At 41.6% G+C, this 22,461-nt stretch carries 12 protein-coding genes; 4 read left to right on the forward strand and 8 right to left on the reverse strand.

Going from position 1 to position 22,461, the window contains the following annotated elements:
* Positions 1–260: 260 nt before the first annotated feature.
* The 4 genes from QTN47_RS03520 to QTN47_RS03535 all read right to left on the reverse strand — a co-directional run bounded on the left by QTN47_RS03520 (position 261) and on the right by QTN47_RS03535 (position 6,308).
* Positions 261–764, reverse strand: a complete 504-nt coding sequence (locus QTN47_RS03520; protein ID WP_369327937.1) for a GtrA family protein — start codon at positions 762–764, stop codon at positions 261–263.
* Between the two features lie 79 nt (positions 765–843).
* A complete protein-coding gene (locus QTN47_RS03525) occupies positions 844–2,592 on the reverse strand; it encodes a sodium:solute symporter family protein (protein ID WP_369327938.1) in 1,749 nt (582 codons plus the stop codon).
* Between the two features lie 322 nt (positions 2,593–2,914).
* Positions 2,915–3,070, reverse strand: coding sequence for a hypothetical protein (locus tag QTN47_RS03530; RefSeq protein ID WP_369327939.1), 156 nt, complete (start codon positions 3,068–3,070; stop codon positions 2,915–2,917).
* A gap of 610 nt (positions 3,071–3,680) precedes the next feature.
* Entirely contained in the window at positions 3,681–6,308 is a 2,628-nt protein-coding gene (locus QTN47_RS03535) for a PIG-L family deacetylase (RefSeq protein WP_369327940.1), read from the reverse strand.
* Positions 6,309–8,561: 2,253 nt separating this feature from the next.
* On the opposite strand from QTN47_RS03535, the gene QTN47_RS03540 reads away from it, so the two are divergent.
* Positions 8,562–9,143, forward strand: a complete 582-nt coding sequence (locus QTN47_RS03540; RefSeq protein WP_369327941.1) for a transposase — start codon at positions 8,562–8,564, stop codon at positions 9,141–9,143.
* A 1,210-nt stretch (positions 9,144–10,353) separates the two neighbouring features.
* Here the strand turns inward: QTN47_RS03540 and QTN47_RS03550 are convergent.
* Positions 10,354–12,483, reverse strand: coding sequence for a M48 family metalloprotease (locus QTN47_RS03550; protein ID WP_369327943.1), 2,130 nt, complete (start codon positions 12,481–12,483; stop codon positions 10,354–10,356).
* Between the two features lie 314 nt (positions 12,484–12,797).
* On the opposite strand from QTN47_RS03550, the gene QTN47_RS03555 reads away from it, so the two are divergent.
* Positions 12,798–13,040: a hypothetical protein gene (locus QTN47_RS03555; protein ID WP_369327944.1), complete on the forward strand. Its 243-nt coding sequence runs from the start codon at positions 12,798–12,800 to the stop codon at positions 13,038–13,040.
* A 19-nt stretch (positions 13,041–13,059) separates the two neighbouring features.
* Here the strand turns inward: QTN47_RS03555 and QTN47_RS03560 are convergent, their stop codons facing one another.
* Complete coding sequence (locus tag QTN47_RS03560) at positions 13,060–14,532, reverse strand: tetratricopeptide repeat protein (RefSeq protein WP_369327945.1); 1,473 nt, start codon at positions 14,530–14,532, stop codon at positions 13,060–13,062.
* Between the two features lie 229 nt (positions 14,533–14,761).
* On the opposite strand from QTN47_RS03560, the gene QTN47_RS03565 reads away from it, so the two are divergent.
* Together QTN47_RS03565 and QTN47_RS03570 are read left to right on the forward strand one after the other, a co-directional pair.
* Entirely contained in the window at positions 14,762–17,077 is a 2,316-nt protein-coding gene (locus tag QTN47_RS03565; RefSeq protein WP_369327946.1) for a caspase family protein, read from the forward strand.
* Between the two features lie 101 nt (positions 17,078–17,178).
* On the forward strand, positions 17,179–20,856 hold the full coding sequence (locus QTN47_RS03570) for a caspase family protein (RefSeq protein ID WP_369327947.1): 3,678 nt from the start codon (positions 17,179–17,181) through the stop codon (positions 20,854–20,856).
* A 449-nt stretch (positions 20,857–21,305) separates the two neighbouring features.
* Here the strand turns inward: QTN47_RS03570 and QTN47_RS03575 are convergent, their stop codons facing one another.
* Positions 21,306–21,788: an SgcJ/EcaC family oxidoreductase gene (locus tag QTN47_RS03575; RefSeq protein ID WP_369327948.1), complete on the reverse strand. Its 483-nt coding sequence runs from the start codon at positions 21,786–21,788 to the stop codon at positions 21,306–21,308.
* A gap of 319 nt (positions 21,789–22,107) precedes the next feature.
* On the reverse strand, positions 22,108–22,383 hold the full coding sequence (locus tag QTN47_RS03580) for a DUF4242 domain-containing protein (protein WP_369327949.1): 276 nt from the start codon (positions 22,381–22,383) through the stop codon (positions 22,108–22,110).
* Positions 22,384–22,461 lie beyond the last annotated feature (78 nt).

The following is a 22,461-nucleotide window of genomic DNA, read 5'->3' on the forward strand; positions in this document are numbered from 1 at the left end:
GTTAAGAGTTTGTAGTATTTAACACGCATAAGGTATCACGATCAGATCAATATTCGGGAGACCTCTCCTGTCGTCGAGGTGACGATGCGGTTCAAGAATTCAACATGATCATGTACTTGTTACCAGTGCTGTTGTGATTAGTTTTTCCGACAAGCCCGGATCGTCATGTCGACGATAGGCGACATCTCCCAAAGTTGACGATGCCTGCTTAACTAAACGACATTGAATTGCTAATAGCTGATAGCTGATAGCTGATAGCTCTAAGACTTGGCAACCTTTGTTTTGAATGAAAAATAAGTCTGGCTGATATAACTGAAGATCACCACAAACACAGTAGTAACAATTTTTGCTATCGTAGGATACCAACCCATGTGATCCACGAAAAGTTTGAGAAAAACGTAATTAAGAAAGATGCAGCCAATAATTACAAGAAAATAACGGAACAATTGGATATGTCCTTTTAATCCCGATTCCTGGAATATTACATACCGGCTGAGATAAAAACCAAAAGGAAACGTAACACAAAATGACATGAAGAATGAGGCGATGTGCGGACTCAGTGTTACAATTCCAAGATCGACATTTTGTTTGTGCAGGATGAAATTATAGCTAACCGAAAACAGAATGATATCTAAAAGTGTGTTTGTTCCACCGCAGGCAGCATAGCGAAAAGTTTGCAGAGGAATAAACTTTTTAAACGGCGGGTAGAAAAAATCTACCAGCGCCAGAATTTTTTTTCTTATAGAATGGTGCAGTTTCTTCATTGCGGCGGCGAAGATAATAACTCAAAATAAGGCAACATTGTTAATAATAAAAACAATGCCATATTATATTTTAATAAAACTAACGTGTGTTAACCAGGGAGACCTGAGCCGACTTACGACCCTGAAACAGAAGGCTTAATATAATTACAGCTAAGGCTCCCACCACGTTCAGCCACAAAAATCCGAAGCCAATTATGCCTTTTTTGTCGAGAATAAACAGGGCTATTATCAGTATTTCGCCCAAAACAGCGGCCCAAAACACGGCGTTGGCGCCGATTCTTTTCATGTAAAAAGCAACAAGGAAGATTCCCAGGATTACACCATAAAACAACGAACCCAATACATTTACAGCTTCTATCAGGCTGCCCATCCGGTTACTGAACTGCGCCACCACGATACAAAACACGCCCCATCCCAACGTAAACCATCGCGAGAGATGGTATTGCCTGCGCTCGTTTTCTATTATGTCCTTTCGATGACTATTGAATCTGCAATAGAAATCAATCATGGTACAGGAGGCAAGCGCGTTTAATGCCGCTGCTATTGAGCCCCAGGCTGCAAGAAAAATTATGGCCACAAGTAGACCTACCAGACCCTTTGGAAGGTTGTCGATCACAAAGCGTAAAAAGATATAATTTGTGTCATTCGTATCAATTGTACTGTCCGCCTTGCTTAAGTAAGTTTTATAATCAGTCCTGATAATATTTAAATGATTATTGAAATAAGCCAGACTGTCGCGGTACAAACCGGTTTGGGTTTCGTTGTTGCTTTTTTCAGCCGCAGCATATGCCGTAACCAATTTCTGCTGATGCTGGCTTGCAAGATCAAAGTCCCGTTCAATTTTTCTTAATGTGTCGCCATAAGCGGTTTGGTATACTTTTTCGCTGACGCCACTGTTGAAGAAAACCGGGCCGCTTTTGAACTGATAAAAAGTAAATAAAAGCGCCCCAATTAGCAGTATCAGAAACTGCATCGGCACTTTTATAAGTCCATTCATCAATAATCCCAGCCTGCTTTCTGTCGTATCTTTTGCTGTTAAGTAACGCCCAACCTGGCTCTGATCCGTACCAAAATAACTGAGCGCCAGGAAAAATCCACCGATTATGCCGCTGATAAGGTTGTAGCGATCCTTCCATTCAAAGCCATTTTCTGTAAAGCCGGTAGTGATAACATTCAATTTTCCACTTGCGCCGCTTACTTTCAAAGCATCAACAAAACCTATCCCGTCAGGCAGTTTATGCACGATAAAATAGCCGGCAATGAACATTCCGGCGAAAATAATAATGAGCTGCAATTGCTGTGTGTACGCAACTGCTTTTGCGCCACCGGTTACTGTATAAATGATCAATAAACCACCCATTACGATGTTGGTCCAGTAGATGTCCCATCCGAACAGCGCCGATAAAATGATAGAAGGCGCATATATACTAATTCCTGTAGAAAGTCCCCTTGACAGTAAAAAAAGTGCTGATGTAAAGGTTCGTGTTTTTACATCAAATCTTGTTTCGAGAAACTCGTATGCGGTAAAGACTTTTAATTTATTGAAGATTGGAACGAAAGTAATACATAGCAAAACCATTGCTATGGGCAACCCGAAATAGTACTGAACGAAACGCATCCCATCAGTAAAAGCCTGTCCGGGGGCAGATAAAAAAGTGACTGCACTGGCTTGCGTGCCCATTATACTTAACAGTATAAGATACCAGGGCATGCTCCTGTTGCTCAGGAAGTAGCCTTCAAGATTTTTGGTAGTACGGCTTTTATACAGACCATAAATAATAATGCCGGCAAGCGTAAGTACTAAGACAATCCAATCGAATTGAGTCATGAAAATTGTTTAGTGAACCAATAGAAGAAAACAATCATTACCAACAATGCTATCAGTACCAGGAGGTACCAGCTTCGCCATTTTTTGAATAAAGGAATGTTTTCTTTCATATGTTGATTTGAGGTGTCAGGTGTTAGGCGTAAGGTATCAGGTGTCAGGTATCAGGTAAAAGGCATGAGGCGTAAGGTTTGAGGCATCAGGCAAATGTTGGATTTCAACTTATTGCCTTACCCCATTCATTCGCCACGGCATCTGCACATTCGCCCATTTGCCCATTTGCCCATTTGCACATTTGCACATTTGCACATTGGCACATTTTCAATTATCTCCGTCTTCTCCTGCCGCTGGCCAGGCCGCCTCCAAGCAATCCGATAATAAGACCGATAAGTAATCCGGCACGGACATTTTTGATCAATAACCCTAAAGCAACCCCAAGCACTATTAAAAACACAATGCCTACTTGTCTCCTGTTTTCCATAATAAGCCGCTAAAATCGGAAAATAATGTTTGTAAACGCAACCGCTGGTAATATTTTTGGCTATTAGCTGTCGGCTGTTAGCTTTTAGCTTGGGTATCAGGCGTCAGGTATCAGGTGTGAGGTGTAAGGTATTAGGTATCAGGTATAGGTGTGAAGTGTAAGGCGTAAGGTTTGAGGCATATTAAATCGAATTTGTTAAAATATCGAATGTCCAAGACTTACTTTACACCCTGAATCTTAATCCTGAATTACAGAGAACTAAAACCTAAAACTTGCTACCTCATATCTGATACTCACTGCTGTCAGCTACCAGCTTTTTGCCATGGAAGGCTGTAGTAAAAAAATAACCAGCCGAACCACGCGTACTTCGTACTTCGTAAATCGTACTTTAAAACATTCTGGTTTGACAATTCCTACACCGTACATCGTACCCGCCCGAACGTGCCGTCGGTACGGGCAGGCATCTAACATCGCACATTCTGACATGGAAAGCTGTAGCCAAAAAATAACCAGCTGAACCATGCGTACTTCGTACTTCGTAAATCGTACTTTAAAACATTCTGGTTTGAAAATACTTACATCGTACACCGTACATCGTACATCGTACATTCTAGTTGTTTTTCGGAAGCCCTATCAAATTTGCCATCAATCTGTACGCGCCGCCAACACCTGCTGGTAGTTCCCGGAAGAACACGATGCCGGTGTATACAAAATTGCCTTTGCCATAGGGCGCGATGATCAGGCTGCCTTTACTCTCGTTACTGTCCCACGAATCTTTCATGGAGAGTGGCGTCTGATAATGTGAATCTATTTGCTCCGCGTGATAAATGCTGCGTTCCTGGATCCAGCCATCAAAATCTTTCGAAGTTATTTTGTTGGGAAAATTTAGTGCTGAGTTATCAGGAAGTGTAATGTTCACTTTGGCATTTTCTTCTGTTACCCTTGTTCTGCTGATAAGGAAAGGGTAGGGGCCGATCCTGGCATCAAACGGTCCGGCAGAGCTGTTGGTATTGTACTGAACAATCAGGTTGCCTCCATTTTTAATGTAGTTCATCAGAACATCATACTTTAATGTGATCCAGGGATACACATTATAAGCACGGACGCCTGTGATAATTGCATCAAACTGTTTCAGGTTTTCGTCTGTAACCTCAGCTTCAGTTAAAATTTTCAGCTCATAACCCATTTGAATGAGTGACTGCGGCACTTTATCTCCGGCACCAACAATATACCCGATCTTTTTGCCTGCCGTTTTTATTTCTTCGTTCACGAGTGTTGTTGCATCACGATAGAAATAATTGATATGCGGAATGTGATCGTACTGAATTGTGCGCAGGTAGTGAGAAAACACCAGTCTCTTTCCATTGATGCCTGCGATAATGTCTACAGTCAGTTTTTTACCGAGATCTTTTTTGGCTATTTCCTTCAACGGCAATAAGGCCGCAAAAGTCTTTCCTTCTTCAAAATTTACAACGGTGTCTTTGCTGTATACGATTGAAGATTCCTGGTTTATTTTAATGGTAACCTTAACGTTCGCTGCATTTATGTTCGATTTGTATTGAACCTTTAGCGTAGGATTCTCTGTAAGAACATTTCCCGGTTTTATATTGGTGAGAACCACAGAGGGTGACATAGAAGTGATAACCGGTGTAATTACCACCAGCGGCTGGTATAGTTCACCTTTTACAGGGTCGGTGTATTTGTATTGCACCGGCCTGTTTACAGAAAGGCGCAGTCCGTTAATGTTAAGCACGAATGTGGCGGTATATGCAGGACCGTTTTCTGCATTGCCTATCAGGAACTGGTTGGCTACATCAAAGCTGCCACCGTTAACCAAAGGTTTTTCAAGCCAGTATGGTTGAGACGGTTCTTTGTGATCAGGAACCTTCATTCTTTTTAAAACAATCACGTTCTTGTTAACCGGAAGATCAACTCTTAATGCTGTATCGAATGCGGAAACAACAATGCTCTCAAGTGTCGCGCGTACGTCGTTTCTTTTATTAGCAAAGAACTGAAGATTTATATCGCTTTCAGGAACTACATACTCACTGCTGCTTGTAACATCAAGAAAAATTCCACTGCATGCAACAATCAGTTGTTGAATCTCCTTTAGCTTTTGCAATATCCACGGACTGTTTACAAACGATGATGTTTGCATTGCCTTATAAAGAGATACAAGACTATCAACAGAATGTTCCGGATGCTCAAAATTGTAATTGCTGATGATATTGTCAATTCTTGATTGAAGTGCGTCGTAGTTGGTGTTTGGTGTTTTCTGTGGATTTGCTGTGGCAATGGCTTTGAATTCCCCGCTGGTTGCCATTGGCTGATTATCGGAGTCACGTTCAGCAAGCCGCTGTGTTGTGGTAACGATCCCTTCCATCAGGTCCTCTTTTGGTGCAGAACCTCCTGTAGTTGTAAAAAACTCGTATGACTCACCACGCTGGCGGGCAACACCAAATCCCTGGCTTTTATGCTGGCTGCGGCTCTCACTAGCAATCTCTCCATAACCTTTGCCCAGAACCGGATTATAAACACCTACATCAATTTTGAACTGATCCGGAGATGTTGTGTTGGTGCCCCCAAAGTTGAAAGTGTTCCAAAGAATGCGTTTAGCTTGCCATGGACGAACACCATAGGTGAACTGTTCCGGGAACTTTGTACTGTCTGCAGCAATTTTGAATGCTTCATTCGCCAACAAGGCCGAAGCCCAGTGATGTCCGTGACCTGCGCGCTCATCGCCGGGGAAGCGGGTAATGATTACGTCGGGGCGGAATTTTCTAATCACCCAAACAACATCGCTTAATATTTTGTCGTGTCCCCAAATTTTCAATGCTTCTTCCGCATTTTTACTAAAGCCGAAATCATAAGCACGGCTAAAGAACTGCTCAGGACCGTCAATTCTGCGTGCTGCCAGTAATTCCTGCGTGCGGATCAACCCTAATTCAATACCCTGCTCGTCGCCAATCAAATTCTGGCCACCATCGCCTCTCGTTAAGCTCAAATATCCCGTGCGGTATTGTTTTTCTTTGGCCAGGTATGCCAGCAGCCTGGTGTTTTCATCATCCGGGTGCGCAGCTATATATAACACGCTCCCAAATACATTTAATTTCTTTAGTTGCTGATAAATTTCCGCGCTGGTATAAGTAACCGGAACCTGCGCAGTCAAATGACTGTATATAAAAGAGGTAAACAATCCAAAAAGCAGGTAAGCTTTGGCAACGGTATTTTTATTCATTAGCATGTTGAATTAAGGTTTACGAAGATAAGTTGATTCGCTGAGAAGTTGAATTGTTGGGAAAAGGGGGATTAATATAATTATTTGATAAAAATTGTATATGAAAAGATGCTGAAGATAAATGCATTCATATTATTTCTCCTGAACGCAAAGTCCCTGCCCTGCTCACATGGCCCTGGGAGGAGACTTTGCGAAATCAGAGAAGGCTCATGCAGTGAGAGGCATCTAATAAGTTTTAGAATGACACATGGCGAATTTGTTTGTTCTCCTAAACGCAAAGTCCCAGGCACACGCACAAAAGCCTTTGTGGAGACTTTGCGAAGAAGGTTCTGGTGAGGGGGGGTATTGTCGAAGTTTTTACTTAGAAAGAAAGGTGGCTCATGCAGTTGAGTATGTCAACTTCTTTATTTCAATAGTACTCCTCCAAAAACGCAAAGTCCCAGGCTTTTTCACAAGGCTTTTAGGGAGACTTTGCGGAGAAGCCTCTTGAAATAATGTTTGTTCTCGCCAGATCCCAGCGGTTTGAACTTCTCCGCAAAGTCTCCTTCCAGACTATGTGCGTTAGGCAGGGACTTTGCGAATTGGAAGAGGCTCGTGTAGTGAGAGGCATCTAATACATTTTAGAGCACATTAAACAGCTACAACAAGTAGCATCTGATTGTAATGCAATCTGTGATGATTTGTGTTATTTGATAGTTCTGCTAAATTTATTTATTCTCCTAAACGCAAAGTCCCAGGCATATGCACAAAAGCCTTTGTGGAGACTTTGCGAAGAAGGTTCTGGCGAGAGTGTTATTGTCGAAGACTTTGCTTAGAAAGAAAGCAATCTGTACTGATTTGTGTTATTTGATAGTTCTACTAAATTTATTTATTCTCCTAAAAGTGAGGAATTTAATCACAATACAAGTTCAAAGCATTCTTTCGCCCTTATTGGTATTGCACACTCACGCTGCCGTCGTTGTTGTGTGTGTCGGGCAGGTAAGTGAGCGAAAGCACACCAACAACAAAGTGTGCCGGTATATACTAATAGTAAACCAAATAGTCCGTTTGTCGAGTGGCTCGTTTGATTTTGCTTCGATATATGCGCTGCTGTTGTATTTTTTTTCTTGCCTCATTCACTGCTGCGGCCATGTTAGCGCAGCGTGTGTCGCCCGGCAGACAAGTGAGGATTTTTATCGTAATAGAAGTGCAAGAACTTCGTGAGATAGGAGGAGATGATGGCAAAAGCACCAATCATAAAAGTCGCTTGAACACCTCAAGCGGCTTTGTAATATTTACGAAACGGGAGTTCATTTGTTTAGAAAAGAACATGCAGTTCATTGACTGCTCGATTATCTAAAATGAGATGAATATCTGGTTGTCTCACTTGTGTTGTTGGTACGCTTTCACACCTTGAACTTCTCCGCAAAGTCTCCTCCCAGACTATGTGCGTTAGGCAGGGACTTTGCGAATTGGAAGAGGCTCGTATAGTGAGAGGCATCTAATACGTTTTAGAGCACATTAAACAGCTACAACAAGTAGCATCTGATTGTAATGCAATCTGTGATGATCTGTGTTATTTGATAGTTCTGCTAAATTTATTTATTCTCCTAAACGCAAAGTCCCAGGCACACGCACAAAAGCCTTTGTGGAGACTTTGCGAAGAAGGTTCTGGCGAGAGTGTTATTGTCGAAGACTTTGCTTAGAAAGAATGCCAATGTGTGTGGGAATGGACTTTGCGAAGAAACCCCTGGAAATAATGTTTTGCCTTCGCCAAATTCCAGCGGTGCAAACTTCTCCGCAAAGTCTCCTCCCAAGCCATGTGCGTTAGGCAGGGAATTTGCGAATCGGAGGAGGCTCACGCAGTGAGACGCATCTAATAAGTTTTAGAATCACACATGGCGAATTTATTTGTTCTTCTAACCGCAAAGTCCCAGGCATACGCGCAAAAGCCTCTATGGAGACTTTGCAAAGAAGGTTCTGGTGAGCGTGTTATTGTCGAAGATTTTGCCTAGAAAATGGGCTTAGAGAGACTTTGCGAAGAAGCCTCTGTAAATAATGCTTTGTTCTGCCATATCCTCACGGTGCGAACTTCTCCGCAAAGTCTCCTCCCAGACTATGTGCGTTAGGCAGGGACTTTGCGAAATCAGAGAGGGTTATTTTCGTCAGGTGTATCTAATCACTTTAAGATGAATCAGGCATCAATAAACTGCAAGCCATTTACTCAATATTATACATTAACTCTATATTTGAAAGTATTAAACATATAGCTCGATGAGTGTAAGAAAGCTCATTCCGGAAACAGATGGGGTTTATTTTATAACATTTACGTGTGCAAGATGGCTGCCTTTATTTAAGATAATAAATGGTTATGATGTTGTGTATAATTGGTTTAACGTCCTGAAGCAAAAAGGACATTTTATTATTGGTTATGTTGTAATGCCTGATCATGTGCATGCTATCATCGCCTTCCGCAACACTGGTAAACAAATAAATAAGACCATTGGTAATGGCAAAAGATTCATGGCATATGAAATTGTGCGGCGTTTAAAAAATCTGGGTTGTGATGAAGTGCTTGAGCAAATGCAAGGTATGGTAAATAATACTCAAAAGTTGCTTAACAAACATCATGAAGTATTTGAACCGTCATTTGATTGGAAAGAATGCAGAACGGAAAAGTTTATCATACAGAAGCTGGATTACATCCATTGGAACCCTTGCAAATCAGAAAACAGACTTGTAGAATTACCAGAGCAATATGAACATAGTTCTGCCAAATATTATATAGCTGCTGAGCAGGGAGCATATGCGATAACCAGTTATATGGAGTTGGAGGACGTAAATCTAACTATTTAACTGTATCATTTTATGTTACCGGGTTACGCCTAACGAATATGTTTGTTCTCCTAAACGCAAAGTCCCAGGCATACGCACAAAAGCTCTTATGGAGACTTTGCGGAGAAGCCTCTGAAAATGATGTTTAGTTCTCGCCAAATCCAAGCGGTTTGAACTTCTCCGCAAAGTCTCCTCCCAATCCATGTGCGTTAGGCAGGGACTTTGCGAATTGGAGGCGGCTCATGAAGTGAGAGGCATCTAATAAGTTTTAGAATGACACATGGTGAATTTGTTTGTTCTTCTGAACGCAAAGTCCCAGGCATACACACAAAAGCCTTTGTGGAGACTTTGCGGAAGGTTCTGGTGAAAGTGTTATTGTTGAAGACTTTGCTTAGAAAAAAGAACATGCAGTTCATTGACTGCTCGATTATCTAAAATGAGATGAATATCTGGTTGTCTCACTTGTGTTGTTGGTACGCTTTCACACCTTTTCTTTGCGGCATACCAACAACGGCGGTCTGCGTAGATGTGCAACAAGATCAATCCGAATTGTGTGTGAAACTAATTTTAGATTTAAATAAATTGACGATCGGGGTTTCCTATTTTTATTCCGTAACACCAACAACGGCTGAGATAAGATTTAATATTGGAGACTTTGCGGAGAAATAAAGCCTACTCAGGTTTAGTTCTTCCAAATAAGAAATAAATAGCATAGAAAAATTAGAAGCAACTCTTCTTAAAAGAAGAGGATTGCTTAACAAAGATAATGCAAAAATAAACATGTGGTCGAATGCGACCACATGTTTATTTTAAAATATTTCCACCTTGGTTTTATAAATGGAAATAGAAAACAAAAAAGAAATTAGAAAGCTATTCGGTGCTTATTTAAAAAAGCACCGAGAGGAAGTACTTAAAGTTTCAAGTATCCGTCAATTATCATTTGACTCCGAATTAGATTCAAGTAAGCTGACAAAAATAGAAAAGGGGCAAATAGATTTTCGATTTGACACCTTGCTGGAGATTGCCAGGACATATAAAATCCACCCAACGAAACTTTTTAATTTCAGATTCGATTTTGACGACTGATGTAGAGTCTCCTCTAAAAGCCAACAAGTGTGGGCAGAGATTTTGCGAATCAAAAAAGCAAAGTCCAGCTACTTACGCAAGGTCTTGAGACTTTGCGAAGAAGTCTATCAAGATCATGTCCGGTAGCATATGTCTATGTATCACTCTAAATCGGTATTGTTGCTGTGATAGCAACAGCTGTCTCGCTCAATTGAAGTTGTTTATCCAGCAAGTCTTTTTGCGCTTCCATCCGCATGTTATAATTCCAATCCGCAAACAAATTGTAAAATTCGACCGTAGCCTGCAATGCACTGGTGTTGAACGAATTTGCACCAATGTACTCGTAGTGCATGTCTTGCAATGCATTCAATGCTACAGGAATTGGTAGGATATTCAGATTGTCTATGCTTTTTAATACTTTAGTCGCGTGGAGTACTTTTAGTTTAAATTGTTCGAATTTGGTTTTCATATTTGTCGCCAATTCAATCGCTTGAGCTTTGGTGTTGTCTTGGCGGAACGCATCGAGCAAAGTCACCATTTCATTAAAGAAGACTAAATTGTCGAGCGAAAGGCGAAGTGCCGTAAAATATTGGGCATAGCAATTCTGAAGCCACGCGCTATTAGCAGGATTGAGGCGAAATGCTTTTTGATGGTAATAATGATATACCGTTTCGTCAGCAAAAACTTGCGCATTTTTCAGTTGCTTTAACGATTTTTCCAGGTCATTTCTAATCATCGTTGCATCATCTCGGCTGTATTTATTTCCATCAAAATCGAAATTGCGGATACCCGATGTTTTGTCTTCTACAAACTTCAGCGCAGCAATATCTTCTTCCATTGCTGCAGTTTTGTTGTTCAAATCTTTGTTTTCGCGCATGTATGCATAGATGTCTGTAAAGCTAACAGGCTTTATCTGTGCCGGATCAAACTCCTCAATGTTTCGATGGTTGTAATACCCATTGTAAGCTTCATTGTAATTATACTTTTCGCGCGCCAGTTTCAACTCCTGCTGAAAAGTTACATCGCAACCGATTTGCAAGTCATCAGGTTGCTCGAATGTTACATTTCGATAGATCAGATCCGTCATCGTTTCTTCCAGTTTTGACAAGTTGCGAAACAAACCGGTGGCAGGCGTATCTACAACTGTGCCAATAATGTTCAATTTTTTGAGCGCATCTTCACGCTGATGACGTGTCGGATGAGATGCCCACTGGTTGTTGATTACTACACGATTAAATTTCTGGTAGACGTTTGTTGCTGCATCATCGAAAACAGGCAGGCTGTTTTTTACCGGCAACAGAGATTCCTTTGCTAGTGCAGTTGCAACCAACTGTTGCTGTGTATATGCATTCTTACCGCGACGGTTTTCCTTTAGCCAACCATTATATTTATCGATCACAAAGTTATAGCAGGCGTCAGCGAAATCGATACGGCGCAACGCGTGAATAGCATTGTTGCTGCCACTTACTTTAGCAGAAATGGCATCCGCATGAAATTCCATTTCCCGAGATAGACCCAGATAATTTTTATTTATTACTTTATAAGCACGTTGTAGTATCCACTGAATGCATTGCACCACTTTTACCGTGATTGCAGCACATGCTGCAAACGTCTGATGTATATTTGCCCAGCTCTGTAAGACCGCGCTGTAACTATTGTTTTCATACAACATGTTGTATATTACCTTATTTACCTGGTACACATAGCTGCCCGCTTTCATACTCTTTTGGGAAAAATGTCCGAATTCATGTGCCAGCACAGCTTTAAACTCACTCAGGTTCAGCATGTTCACCAAACCTATACCTATGGTCAGATTTTTTCGTACCGGAAAAAATAAACTTTTGAAACTGGAATCATACGAAACAAATGCGTTTACCTCTTGTGTAAAATAAATATGCTTGGGAAAGCTGGTGCCTACCTCTTTGCTTACGTTTCGCACAAATGCAAACAGCTCCGGATAGTCGCGTTCTGTTGCTTCAATCTTATCGCCATGGTCTTCTTTTTTCGTTGCAAAAAGAAATTTTACCAGAAAGAAACAGATCATTAAGCCAACGCCCATCAGCCCGATACCAAGCAAAATAAACCAGATGTTGTGGATATTAATCAAAATAAATCCGCCGGCGAAAGCAAAGCAAAAGCCGACAAGAATACCAAGCGCCAATAAAATGAGGTAAAGGAAAAAGAAAGCGACAATACTGGCGACAACAATGCCAACGTTCTTTTTGAAACTATGATTCGGCACGATAAGGTTTTCCGGAATATCGGAAGGAGCAGCAGGGTAAGTATTTGGTTCCAATGTCTGGGTTTTAGAATTAAAGCAACAAATATGGTAAATAATTGGTGTTTTGCAGAGAATTATTTGTAGATCAAAAAAAGCCAGGCGAAAATCTTCCAGCTAACAAAGGAAGATTACCACCTGAATTCATTTTCTTCCCGCCAGTCCCAGCGGTGCGAACTTCCTCGCAGGCCAGGTGTGTCAGGCAGGAACTTTGCGAAATCAAAGGTGTTTTATGTAGTTGCTGCACTCCACGTCTTTTCCTAAATAGATCCTCCGCACAATTTTTGCATTCAAAAAATAATAACGTTAAATTAGTTGAAAATTAAACCAAAATGATAACCAGTACCCACCGCAAATTTGGGGCAACGTTGGTGTTGTCTGCTATATTACTAACAGGCATCTACGGTTGTGGCAACAATGCAGCCACCGAAGAGAAAAAAGCAGACACGACTGTAACACCCGCTGCCGACACAACAATGAAACCAGCTGATACTACTAAAAAGCTCGCGCCGGCAGACGTTGCACAGCCTTCTGATACAGGAAGAGATATTAAAGTACCCCAACCCACGCGCTAATCCAGGCTTTCATATATGATTATATCACTGGACCAGGCATGGCTTCACCTGCACCTTCTTCAGTGATATCTTCCTGATTGGCTTTGACTTCCTCAAAATGTTTGTGATGCTTCAGGTAGTTGTATTCTGCCAGTTTTGTTAGCAACCAGTGTTGTATCTTATGATGCGCCGGTGTAATAATGGCTGCTATGGCAACAAAAATTACGATCTCTATAACGGGCGAATGATGCGATTTTTCTGCAATGAACGGATGGAGCAACAATGTTATGTATTCGAAAAATAAGAGTACTGACACAATGCCCATAAATTCAACCAGGCGCTTGTGCACTTTCCTGCGGCTAATAAGAAGGCTGATTAAAAAGAAAATGGGAATCATAATGCCAATAAAAAGTAACTGCAGCTTTTCTTTCCTGTCTATAATTTGTTCTTGCCGTTGCTGTTCCAGTTCTGCCTGTCTTACCTGCTCAGCTGTGCTCATGTTTTGCAGTTCGCGTATTTTCTCAGTGCTTTCAATAGAATCCTTTAAGGATCCGGCCATTTGGAGGTAGGCATAAGCACTGTCAATGCTATTTTTCTTCTTATAAAGGCGCGATAAGAAATCAATAGCATTAAGGCTCCTTACAATAAACTGGTTATTCGCAGCAATTGAGAATGATTGTTTGCCATACCAAAAGGCTGAATCCTGGTACTGCGGTCCCATGCGTTCAAACACCTGGGCCATACCCAATGCACTTTCGGCATACGTGGAATAATTGTCATTGACTACTATATAAGGAAGACCTGCGCGATAATTTTTGAGGGCCAGCGTATCATTTCGCGACTTTCTATAAATGTTTCCGAGGTTATTAAGAGCAGTTCCGATCAATAATGTGTTATTTGCCTGAATACTGCTGTCAAGGCATTTTTGTGTGTACACAATTGCAGAGTCAAGCATGTTTTTCTTCTCGTAAATATCGCCAATGCTGAGAAGGCAATAAGGTGCGTAGCTATGTAATATCCTGGTAATTGAATCGGGTCTGTTTATGAATGCCTGTTTATCATTGATAATTGAATCTGCTTTTTTGGCGTATGCTAATCCTTTATCAAAGTCTTTTGATTCGGCATACAATGAGGCTATATAGAGATAAGACAGGGTAAGATCTTTCGCAGACTCCTGGGCTTCATCTATCTTTAATTTGGCAATAGAATACTCGAGTGATTTGGTAAAATTGCCCAAACTTTTATAAGCGATCGCCATTTGGCTCAGCGCATAAGATTCTCCCTTTATATCTTTGTTTTTCTTCGATAAAAACCATGCACTTTGCGCGAGTAGTAATGCAGAATCAGGCCTTGAATCCTGGTAAAAAAAACTAAGCGAATTCAATAGGTCTATCTTTTTATGATCTGTTTTTTCAATGCGTAAAAGTGCAGATAAGCTATCTGTTTTGCGGTTTTGAGTAAATGCAAATAGCATGTTTAGCAGGAGTACGAGTGTGAGGTTCAATTTTTTCATTGCGGCCGGCGTATGGTGATGTGGTACCTAAGTTAGCATTAATATTTAGAAGATTGTTGTTGTCTGGGCACTTGTTATCGAGCCGGAATAATCGTATATTGTTTGACGTGAAGCCGGTAGTACATCGTACACCGTACCCGCCCGAACGTGCCGTCGGTACGGGCGGGCATCGTACATCCCCGATGCTTTCTCATTTCCTTTTCGCAAAACAACTTAATACGCCGTTCCTATGCGAATACGTCTTTTGTCATCTTGCTTTTTGCTGCTTTGCCTTTTGTTTGTAAGTAGCCGCGTGTTTCCGCAAGCGCAAGGACCTGCAAAGGGCGAACGATACATGTTTTGCGTGGGCGTGAACAATTACCTGGCCAACGTTAATTATGCTACCTGCCAGATCTGTAAGGACCGCGGGATTAAAAACCTGAACGGATGCCTGAACGACGTAGATACTATTTCGAAATTGTTTATTAAATACTATGATTTTTTACCAGGGAACGTCACCATCTTTCGTGACCAGGAAGCGTCGCGCACAGCGATCATGCAAAAATTCAATCAACTATTAGCTAAATGCAGGAAGGGAGATTACTTTGTATTCTTTTATTCTGGGCATGGGAGCTATGAATATGAATCAGCCAACGACAATCAATTAAGGACAGGCAAAGGATATCGCAACACAATACTGTCTGCAGATATCACGCAGCCCGGCATTTCCGACATTAATAGTGCTGAGCTGAACAAGATCTTTTCTGCTTTTACCGACAAAGGGGTTGTACTGACTGTAATAACCGACTGTTGCCACAGTGCCACCAACACACGTGGCAGCACCATCTTCGAAGCAGATTCAGCAAGAGAAGTTAAGCCTTCGTTAGAGCCGGGGAAATTTATCTCAGCAGGCACTGCTACTACCCGTCGCCTGGATCAATCAGGTGCGCTCACTATTGGTTCATGCCAGGACAATGAAATAGCCAGTGAAGCGCAGGTTGCTGCCAAAACATACTATGGCGCGTTTACCATTAGCTTTTGCAGATCTGTTACAGAATGGAGCCAGGCGCCGATCGATGTATTGCTTGACCGCACTGTTTCAAAGTTGCGCCTGTTGAATAAGCAGCAAACGCCGAATATAGAAGCAGATAAAAGACGCAAACAGAATCTCATAGGTTCGGCGCCGGCACAGGTGAAAAAAGCGACCTATTCGCTTAAGTGTGCCAATTGTTCCGCAAAACAAATGCCTGTAATAGCAGCAGGTTTTACAGATGATATTTTAAACGATGATATTCTTGTGGACACCAGGACCAAAGACAGCATTAAAGTAACCAACGTTGGCCTGACGGAAACAGAAGTGACACTGATGAATCAGAGCGCCAAATGGAAAGCGGCTGACCTGACGACATTGAGCTTTACCGTATTAAAAAAACTGCCGAACCCCGATCCGCCACTGAAAATATATCTCGGAGGCAGTTTGAGCGAGGATGTTTATAGTGGCATCATCGACAAAGCGAAAGCGCTATATCAACAAAATAGTCCGGGATATGAATGGATGAACCCGTCGTATCAGAATTTACCTGATGCAGTGTTTTTTTACAACAATGGCTGGAAACTGAACAGGAATGGTGAGATGGAAACTGTTGCATTTGACAACCCGGATTCAACAGCGGTCAACAACCTAATTACAGCTGCAAAATCGCGCAACGTATATCTGCAATTACCGCCGCCGCAGGCGTTAATCGATCAGCTGAAAACGAAGCTTTCCGCAGAAAGAAACAGAAACATCAAAGTAGTGAACACGCCGTCGGCTGCAGATTATATGCTTGCAGGACATTTCATCAACAACGGTAACAATATTGCGTATGGATGGGAGAAAACGATTCTTGGCAGGGATATCAACAAAGGAAACGGACTCACTGCAGTGACAGATTTTTTTGCCGGAGGCAGCAGTTATCCGGTGGACAGCCTTGTGGAAAGGGTGAGACGGCTTTCGGTACTGGCAAACTGGTTATCCATGACTTCACCTCCGCCTGATAAAACGATGATCTTTCCCTACCACCTCGCCATAAAAAATAGCGGCAATAAGCAGAAAGCAGATGAGAAAACAACGGGTAGATCCGGCATCCAGGACAAGCTTGATATCGGCATTGAAAAAGATGCGGGCTCAACATTGCCGACTGATAAGATAACGCCGTTATTCATCTATGTGATGTCGATCGATCCCAAAGGAAATACCTATCTTTTGTATCCGCAACCAAGAACAAGTATCCTCACTTATCCCAACAGTATTTTGTATGATACCAGCTTTTATCACCTGGCTACGGTGAGACATACCACGCCCGGCACTTATCACTATGTTTTTATTGCATTACGCGAACCCGTTTCCAACCGCGATATTTTTACCCGGCGCGGCGTTGTAAAAGGCGATCAGCCTGAGTTTAGTGATAACCCGCTGGAAGCTTTGCTAAATGAAGAAGGGGCGGGGCAAAGAGGTGATATTAAATCTTTCGATCACTGGATGTTGAAACGTGTTGATATTATTACAGAAGATAAAAAACGATGAACTGTATGTTGTGCGCCAAAACATTTTCTTTGCTGTTTTTGATGACATGCCTCATTAATGCAGGTGCACAATCACCTTCTCTTGTATTACAAAAGGGACATTTGAGAACAGTAAATTCAGCAAGGTTTAGCCCGGATGGCAAACAAATGGTAACAACCAGCGAAGATGGTATTATAAAAATCTGGGATGCGTTTAGCCAAAAACTAATTACAGAACTGGGCGGAAACGGTCTTGTTTATCTCGATGCATCTTTTTCTTCTGACGGGAAAAAAATTACATCCATCGCCCAGCGATCATTGGGCATGCAATCCAATTCCGGAAAGGAGTTTAACAATGTTCCGTTTTATGTATGGGACATAGAAAGCGGCCGTCTTGTGTATGAAAGTGTAAATGGTTATGAAACGTCCACGCTTAGCCCGGACAGTAAATGGGTAGCCGTGCATCCGGATAAAATAAAAAAGTATCAGAACGACGCCACCTGGAAAACAGTAACCGACGGGCCGATCAATATTTACTATGCAGCAACGGGCAAATTATTTAAGCAAATAACCCGGTACGAAGATATAACGACAGAAGCAGAATCATTCATTGCATTTGCGTCGGACAGCACCCTGTTAATTGCCGTATACGCTGCGGTAAACCAGGCCCAGCCATTGTATATAACAAAATTCACGGTTCTTAATTTTATTACAGATACGGAAGTGGCCTCTTGTAGCGATACCAGCAAAACTTACAAGAGCGGCCAGTGGTTGATGAGTCCCGGACACAAATATCTTTTTCACTATAGAGAGGAATATAACTCATTTACAGTGCCTGTAGTTCATTATGATGCATTTACAGAGTTATGGGATGTACTGCGGCTTAAAATGATCTGGAAACAACCGATAGCGCTGGAAAATTGCAGCTTCAGTAAAAACGATTCCTCCATGTTGATAACCTACAACGTGCCCAAACCCCCGGTTGACAGTAACAACTTTGTGCCTTCGGCAAGAAAACTTGTTCACTTTGTTTTGAAAGATACGATGCAGGCAATTTTTCCGGAGGATGAATATGACATGGCTGTCGTTAGCACGAACGGTAATGGACAACTATTTTATGCAACGGCAGAAATGCAATTGCACAATAAAGACACCGTTTGCCGCTTCAATATCTTTAACGATGCGAATAAAATAATCAGCCACTATGAAAGCAAGAACCCCGTAACGGCCATGACATTCAGCCCGAATGATAAGTTTCTCGTTACGGGCCATGCTGACGGTAATTTAAGCCTTTGGGATTTTACAGATACAACAGCAAAAGAGATTGCCAACAGTGGTAATGTGATCGACCCGATCGTCAAAATGCACACCAGCAGTGCATCTTCGAAAGTATGGTACATAACAAGAACCATGTATGGCATGCAGGATGTGAATTCGATCAATAAATTATCGTTTCTCTCTTCCGGCCTGTCAACTGTACAGGATGTTCATTATTTACAAAAAGACAAATACAGCGTTCTGAACCTGGGAGAAGCATATCAGCCGACCGGAACGTTTCTGATCATCAATAATGACACGCCTTCCATCGTAAAGGAAATGCACTTTGATACAAACGGGGGCACAGAGCTTCTTTTAGGCAACAACGCTAATACGCCGGAAAATCCTGGCGAAAATAAAAAGTACATCAAACTTGATTATCCGGGGCTTCAGTCATTTACGGTATATACAACAACTACAGACATTGTGAACCCTAACAGGAACATGTTCATAGAAAGTGCTGTATTGACGTCTGGTGTATTGAAGAGCAGTAAAGGCACCGATACGACATTGCTCATTGCTGATCGGGACAACCTTCAATACAATGACGAATTGAAAAGTTACATTTTTACTTATGATGTACCTTATGCTATAAGGAAAGCCAGGCCAAAGGATATTGTAAATCCGCTTTCTCCTAAAGTCCATAACCTGTTTTTACCGGAGCCGGCTATCAGTGATGATGGCAAATATTTGCTGGGACGTCACTATACAGGCAAGCTCACCGACCCCAATTTTTATTATTGCCAGGACCTGCAAAGCAATCTCGTTTTCAAAACGCCTGTAGAATTTAAAGCAGAAAAAATTGGTAATATAAGCAAGTTCTTTATCAGCCCAAACAAAAAACTGGCTTGCATTTTATCTGATCCGTTATTTGCATTAGGTGCGCATTCAGTAAGAGTGGTGAATGCAAAAAGCGGCGCGCCACTCTATAATTTAAAAATGAATACTGCCGGGGTTGTTAACGGAGCGGTGTATACACCTGATAGCAAGTACGTATATACATGGTGTGAAAGTGGCACACTTACGAAGTGGAACCTCGCAAACGGACAGGAAGTTTTTACGATGGTGTTCTTTAAGGATCATGATTATGCCATCATTTTACCGGAGGGATATTATTTCATTTCTTCGAGAACCGACGCCAAATACCTGAACTTTAAACTCAATAACAAGCTGTATAATTTCAGTCAGTTTGATCTGCAGTTTAACCGGCCGGATAAAGTGTTGCAGGCGATCGGCAGCAACGACAAACGCCTGATAGATGAATATTACAAAGCATGGCAGGGCCGGATAAAGAAAAACGGCTTTACCGAAAAAGATTTTAACAGCAGCACGCTGCACGTGCCTTCTATTTTAGTTAACACGACGAATATTCAGCCTTTTACAGCAACACAACAGCTAACGCTTGCATTTACCATTTCCGACAGCCTCTATAACATACGGAGCTATAATGTTTTTATAAATGACGTGCCATTAAACGGCATTAGCGGCAAGCAACTTGTTAACGCTTCGCATAGCGCCAACATTATACAGACTGTTTTACTAAGCGAAGGCATGAACAAGATTGAAATAAACTGCACGAATGAAAACGCAGTCGTAAGCAGAAAAGAGGCCTTATACGTGACCTACAAGCCGGAAAAACAATCAACCGCAAAGACTTATTTTATCGGCATTGGTATTAACAATTACAGCGCACACTCTTCCTTTGTGGATCTTAGCTACTGTTTGAAGGATATACGGGATTTAAGTGGTGCACTTAAGCAGAAGTATAACGAGAATATGATAACTGATACATTAATGAATGAAGCTGCCACTAAGGAAAATATTCTTGCGCTTAAACAAAAACTCATGAATACCACTGTAGATGACAGGGTGATTATTAGTTTTAGCGGACATGGTATGGTGGATCCGGAACATCCGGATGATTTTTATTTTGTTACCGGCAATACAGATGTACACAATCCGTCAGCAAACGGCATCTCTTATGCACAACTTGAAGAATTGCTGGACAGCATTCCTGCAAGAAAAAAACTGATGTTGTTGGATGCGTGCCATAGCGGAGAATCAGACGGAAGTGCTAATAACAGCGTCAAAAATATACCGGGAACAAAAAAGGGAAGCGATGACAATGATAAAAACAACGCTGGCAGCATTGAAATTTTGGATGTCGTAGAAAACAATGATCCATCGCACAGTTCGTCGACTGATATTTTCAAATTGATGAAAGAAGCATTTGTTGATATCAGGAGAAACAATGGCGCCTATGTGCTCTCGGCTGCACAAAGTAATGAATCTGCCGGTGAAGGTGGTGGCATTACAAATGGCTGGTTTACTTCCTGCATTATCGCGCAGGTACAACAATACAGCAGCATGAGCATTAATGAGCTTAGTACAAAAGTGAATCAATGTGTAAGCGCAAAATCCGGCGGTAGTCAAAATACAGACAACAGGCAGGAGCTGGCAGAGTTTAATTGGTTGTTGTGGTGAGGAAATAAAAAGGGAAGATTACTTTATTGTATGCTGGAATCTGTGTGGCTTTTCCCTGTCGTTTTTTGCTTAAACACCATGAATAGCGGATGGATAGACTGTCTTGAATGGACGCATATACTTTATAAATCGCCGATACAATCGGCTGGAAATTAGTAGACACGAGAGGTCCTTCGGAACTCTCGCGCCAGAGGAGGCGATAAAAAGGGAAGATTACTTTATTGTATGCTGGAATCTGTGTGGCTTTTTCCTGTCGTTTTTTGCTTAAACACCATGAATAGCGGATGGATAGACTGTCTTGAATGGACGCATATACTTTATAAATCGCCGATACAATCGGCTGGAAATTAGTAGACACGGGAGGTCCTTCGGAACTCTCGCGCCAGAGGACCAGAGGATATGTTCGTCGCCCGTCCCGTTTTCAATAGGAAGTTAGTTGCAGACCTGGCTTATTTAAATGTAGCGATTATTGTGTTTTGGTATTGCGTGATCAACCATTTGTCATTTTGTTTGACTATCACCATTGTTGTTATTAGTCTTTCGTCCTGGTGTTTATTATTGCCCCTGTCTATACCATCAGGGAGATAGTACGCGCCTGTTTGCTGACTAAGAACAGTTGCGATCGCAACATCAGGTTTAATGAAGCGAATTGTCATGCTGTCCACCTTTATAGAAACATTCTTCAATAGCGCCTCGTGTACTTTTTTGAACATTGCTGGTGTCTCATTCGTATGTTTTCCATGCAATCCATAAGGATTAATCATATAACAGTCTTCGGTCGTATAGTTGGATATGTCACTATAATCATGTTTATTAAAGCTATTGAACCAGGAATTTGCAACTTGTTTTACCGACTGTTCGTCGGTTTGGTTTTGGGAGATTCCAGCTAAGCTGATGATAAAACCCGCACATAATAAAAATGTCTTCCTCATATATAGCATTTTAGAATGATTGTATTATGGGATTTATAAGTTTGCAGCTTACGTCCGGGCAATGGCGATATGGTATTCCGTGTTTCGTCCTTCCCTGACCGAAGTTGAATAGAATTACTACAATTTGATGATAAGTACTACAGCCGGCTAATATGCGCATAGAATAGCAACTAACCGTTCATAATATTGCCGTCTTTCTGGCGTGAGTGATCTTTAGGGACGGTTGTGCCAGAGAGGATCACATGCATTTTAACTCGCGCGATTGTACAGGAAAGGAAGCAGAAGTTATTATTGTTGCGTGATATCGCTCTTTGTATTCTTATGCCTCCGCTGTAGTCGGATCTATTGTATCATAAATTTTGGAGATTTTGTTGGCTGGAAAACCTCCTTTTTCAGCATGCTCAAGAATGGTTTTTTCGTCAGGTGCAATGTATACACAGTATATTTTGTCGCCGGTTACATAGCTATGTATCCATTGAATTTCAGGTCCCATAACTCTTAATACATCACATGATTTTTGAGACATGCTTGTAAGGTCTTGCTTTGAAGAGTTACCTACTCCGGGTACTTCTCGTTCAATAACAAATTTTGGCATATTCAACGCTTTAAAAATGAGTAATAAGCAGGAATTTAAATTTGAATCATTTTGTGGCCAGTACGGTATTTAATTTCT

This window comes from Danxiaibacter flavus, from assembly GCF_041060425.1.
Lineage (GTDB): Bacteria > Bacteroidota > Bacteroidia > Chitinophagales > Chitinophagaceae > Danxiaibacter > Danxiaibacter flavus.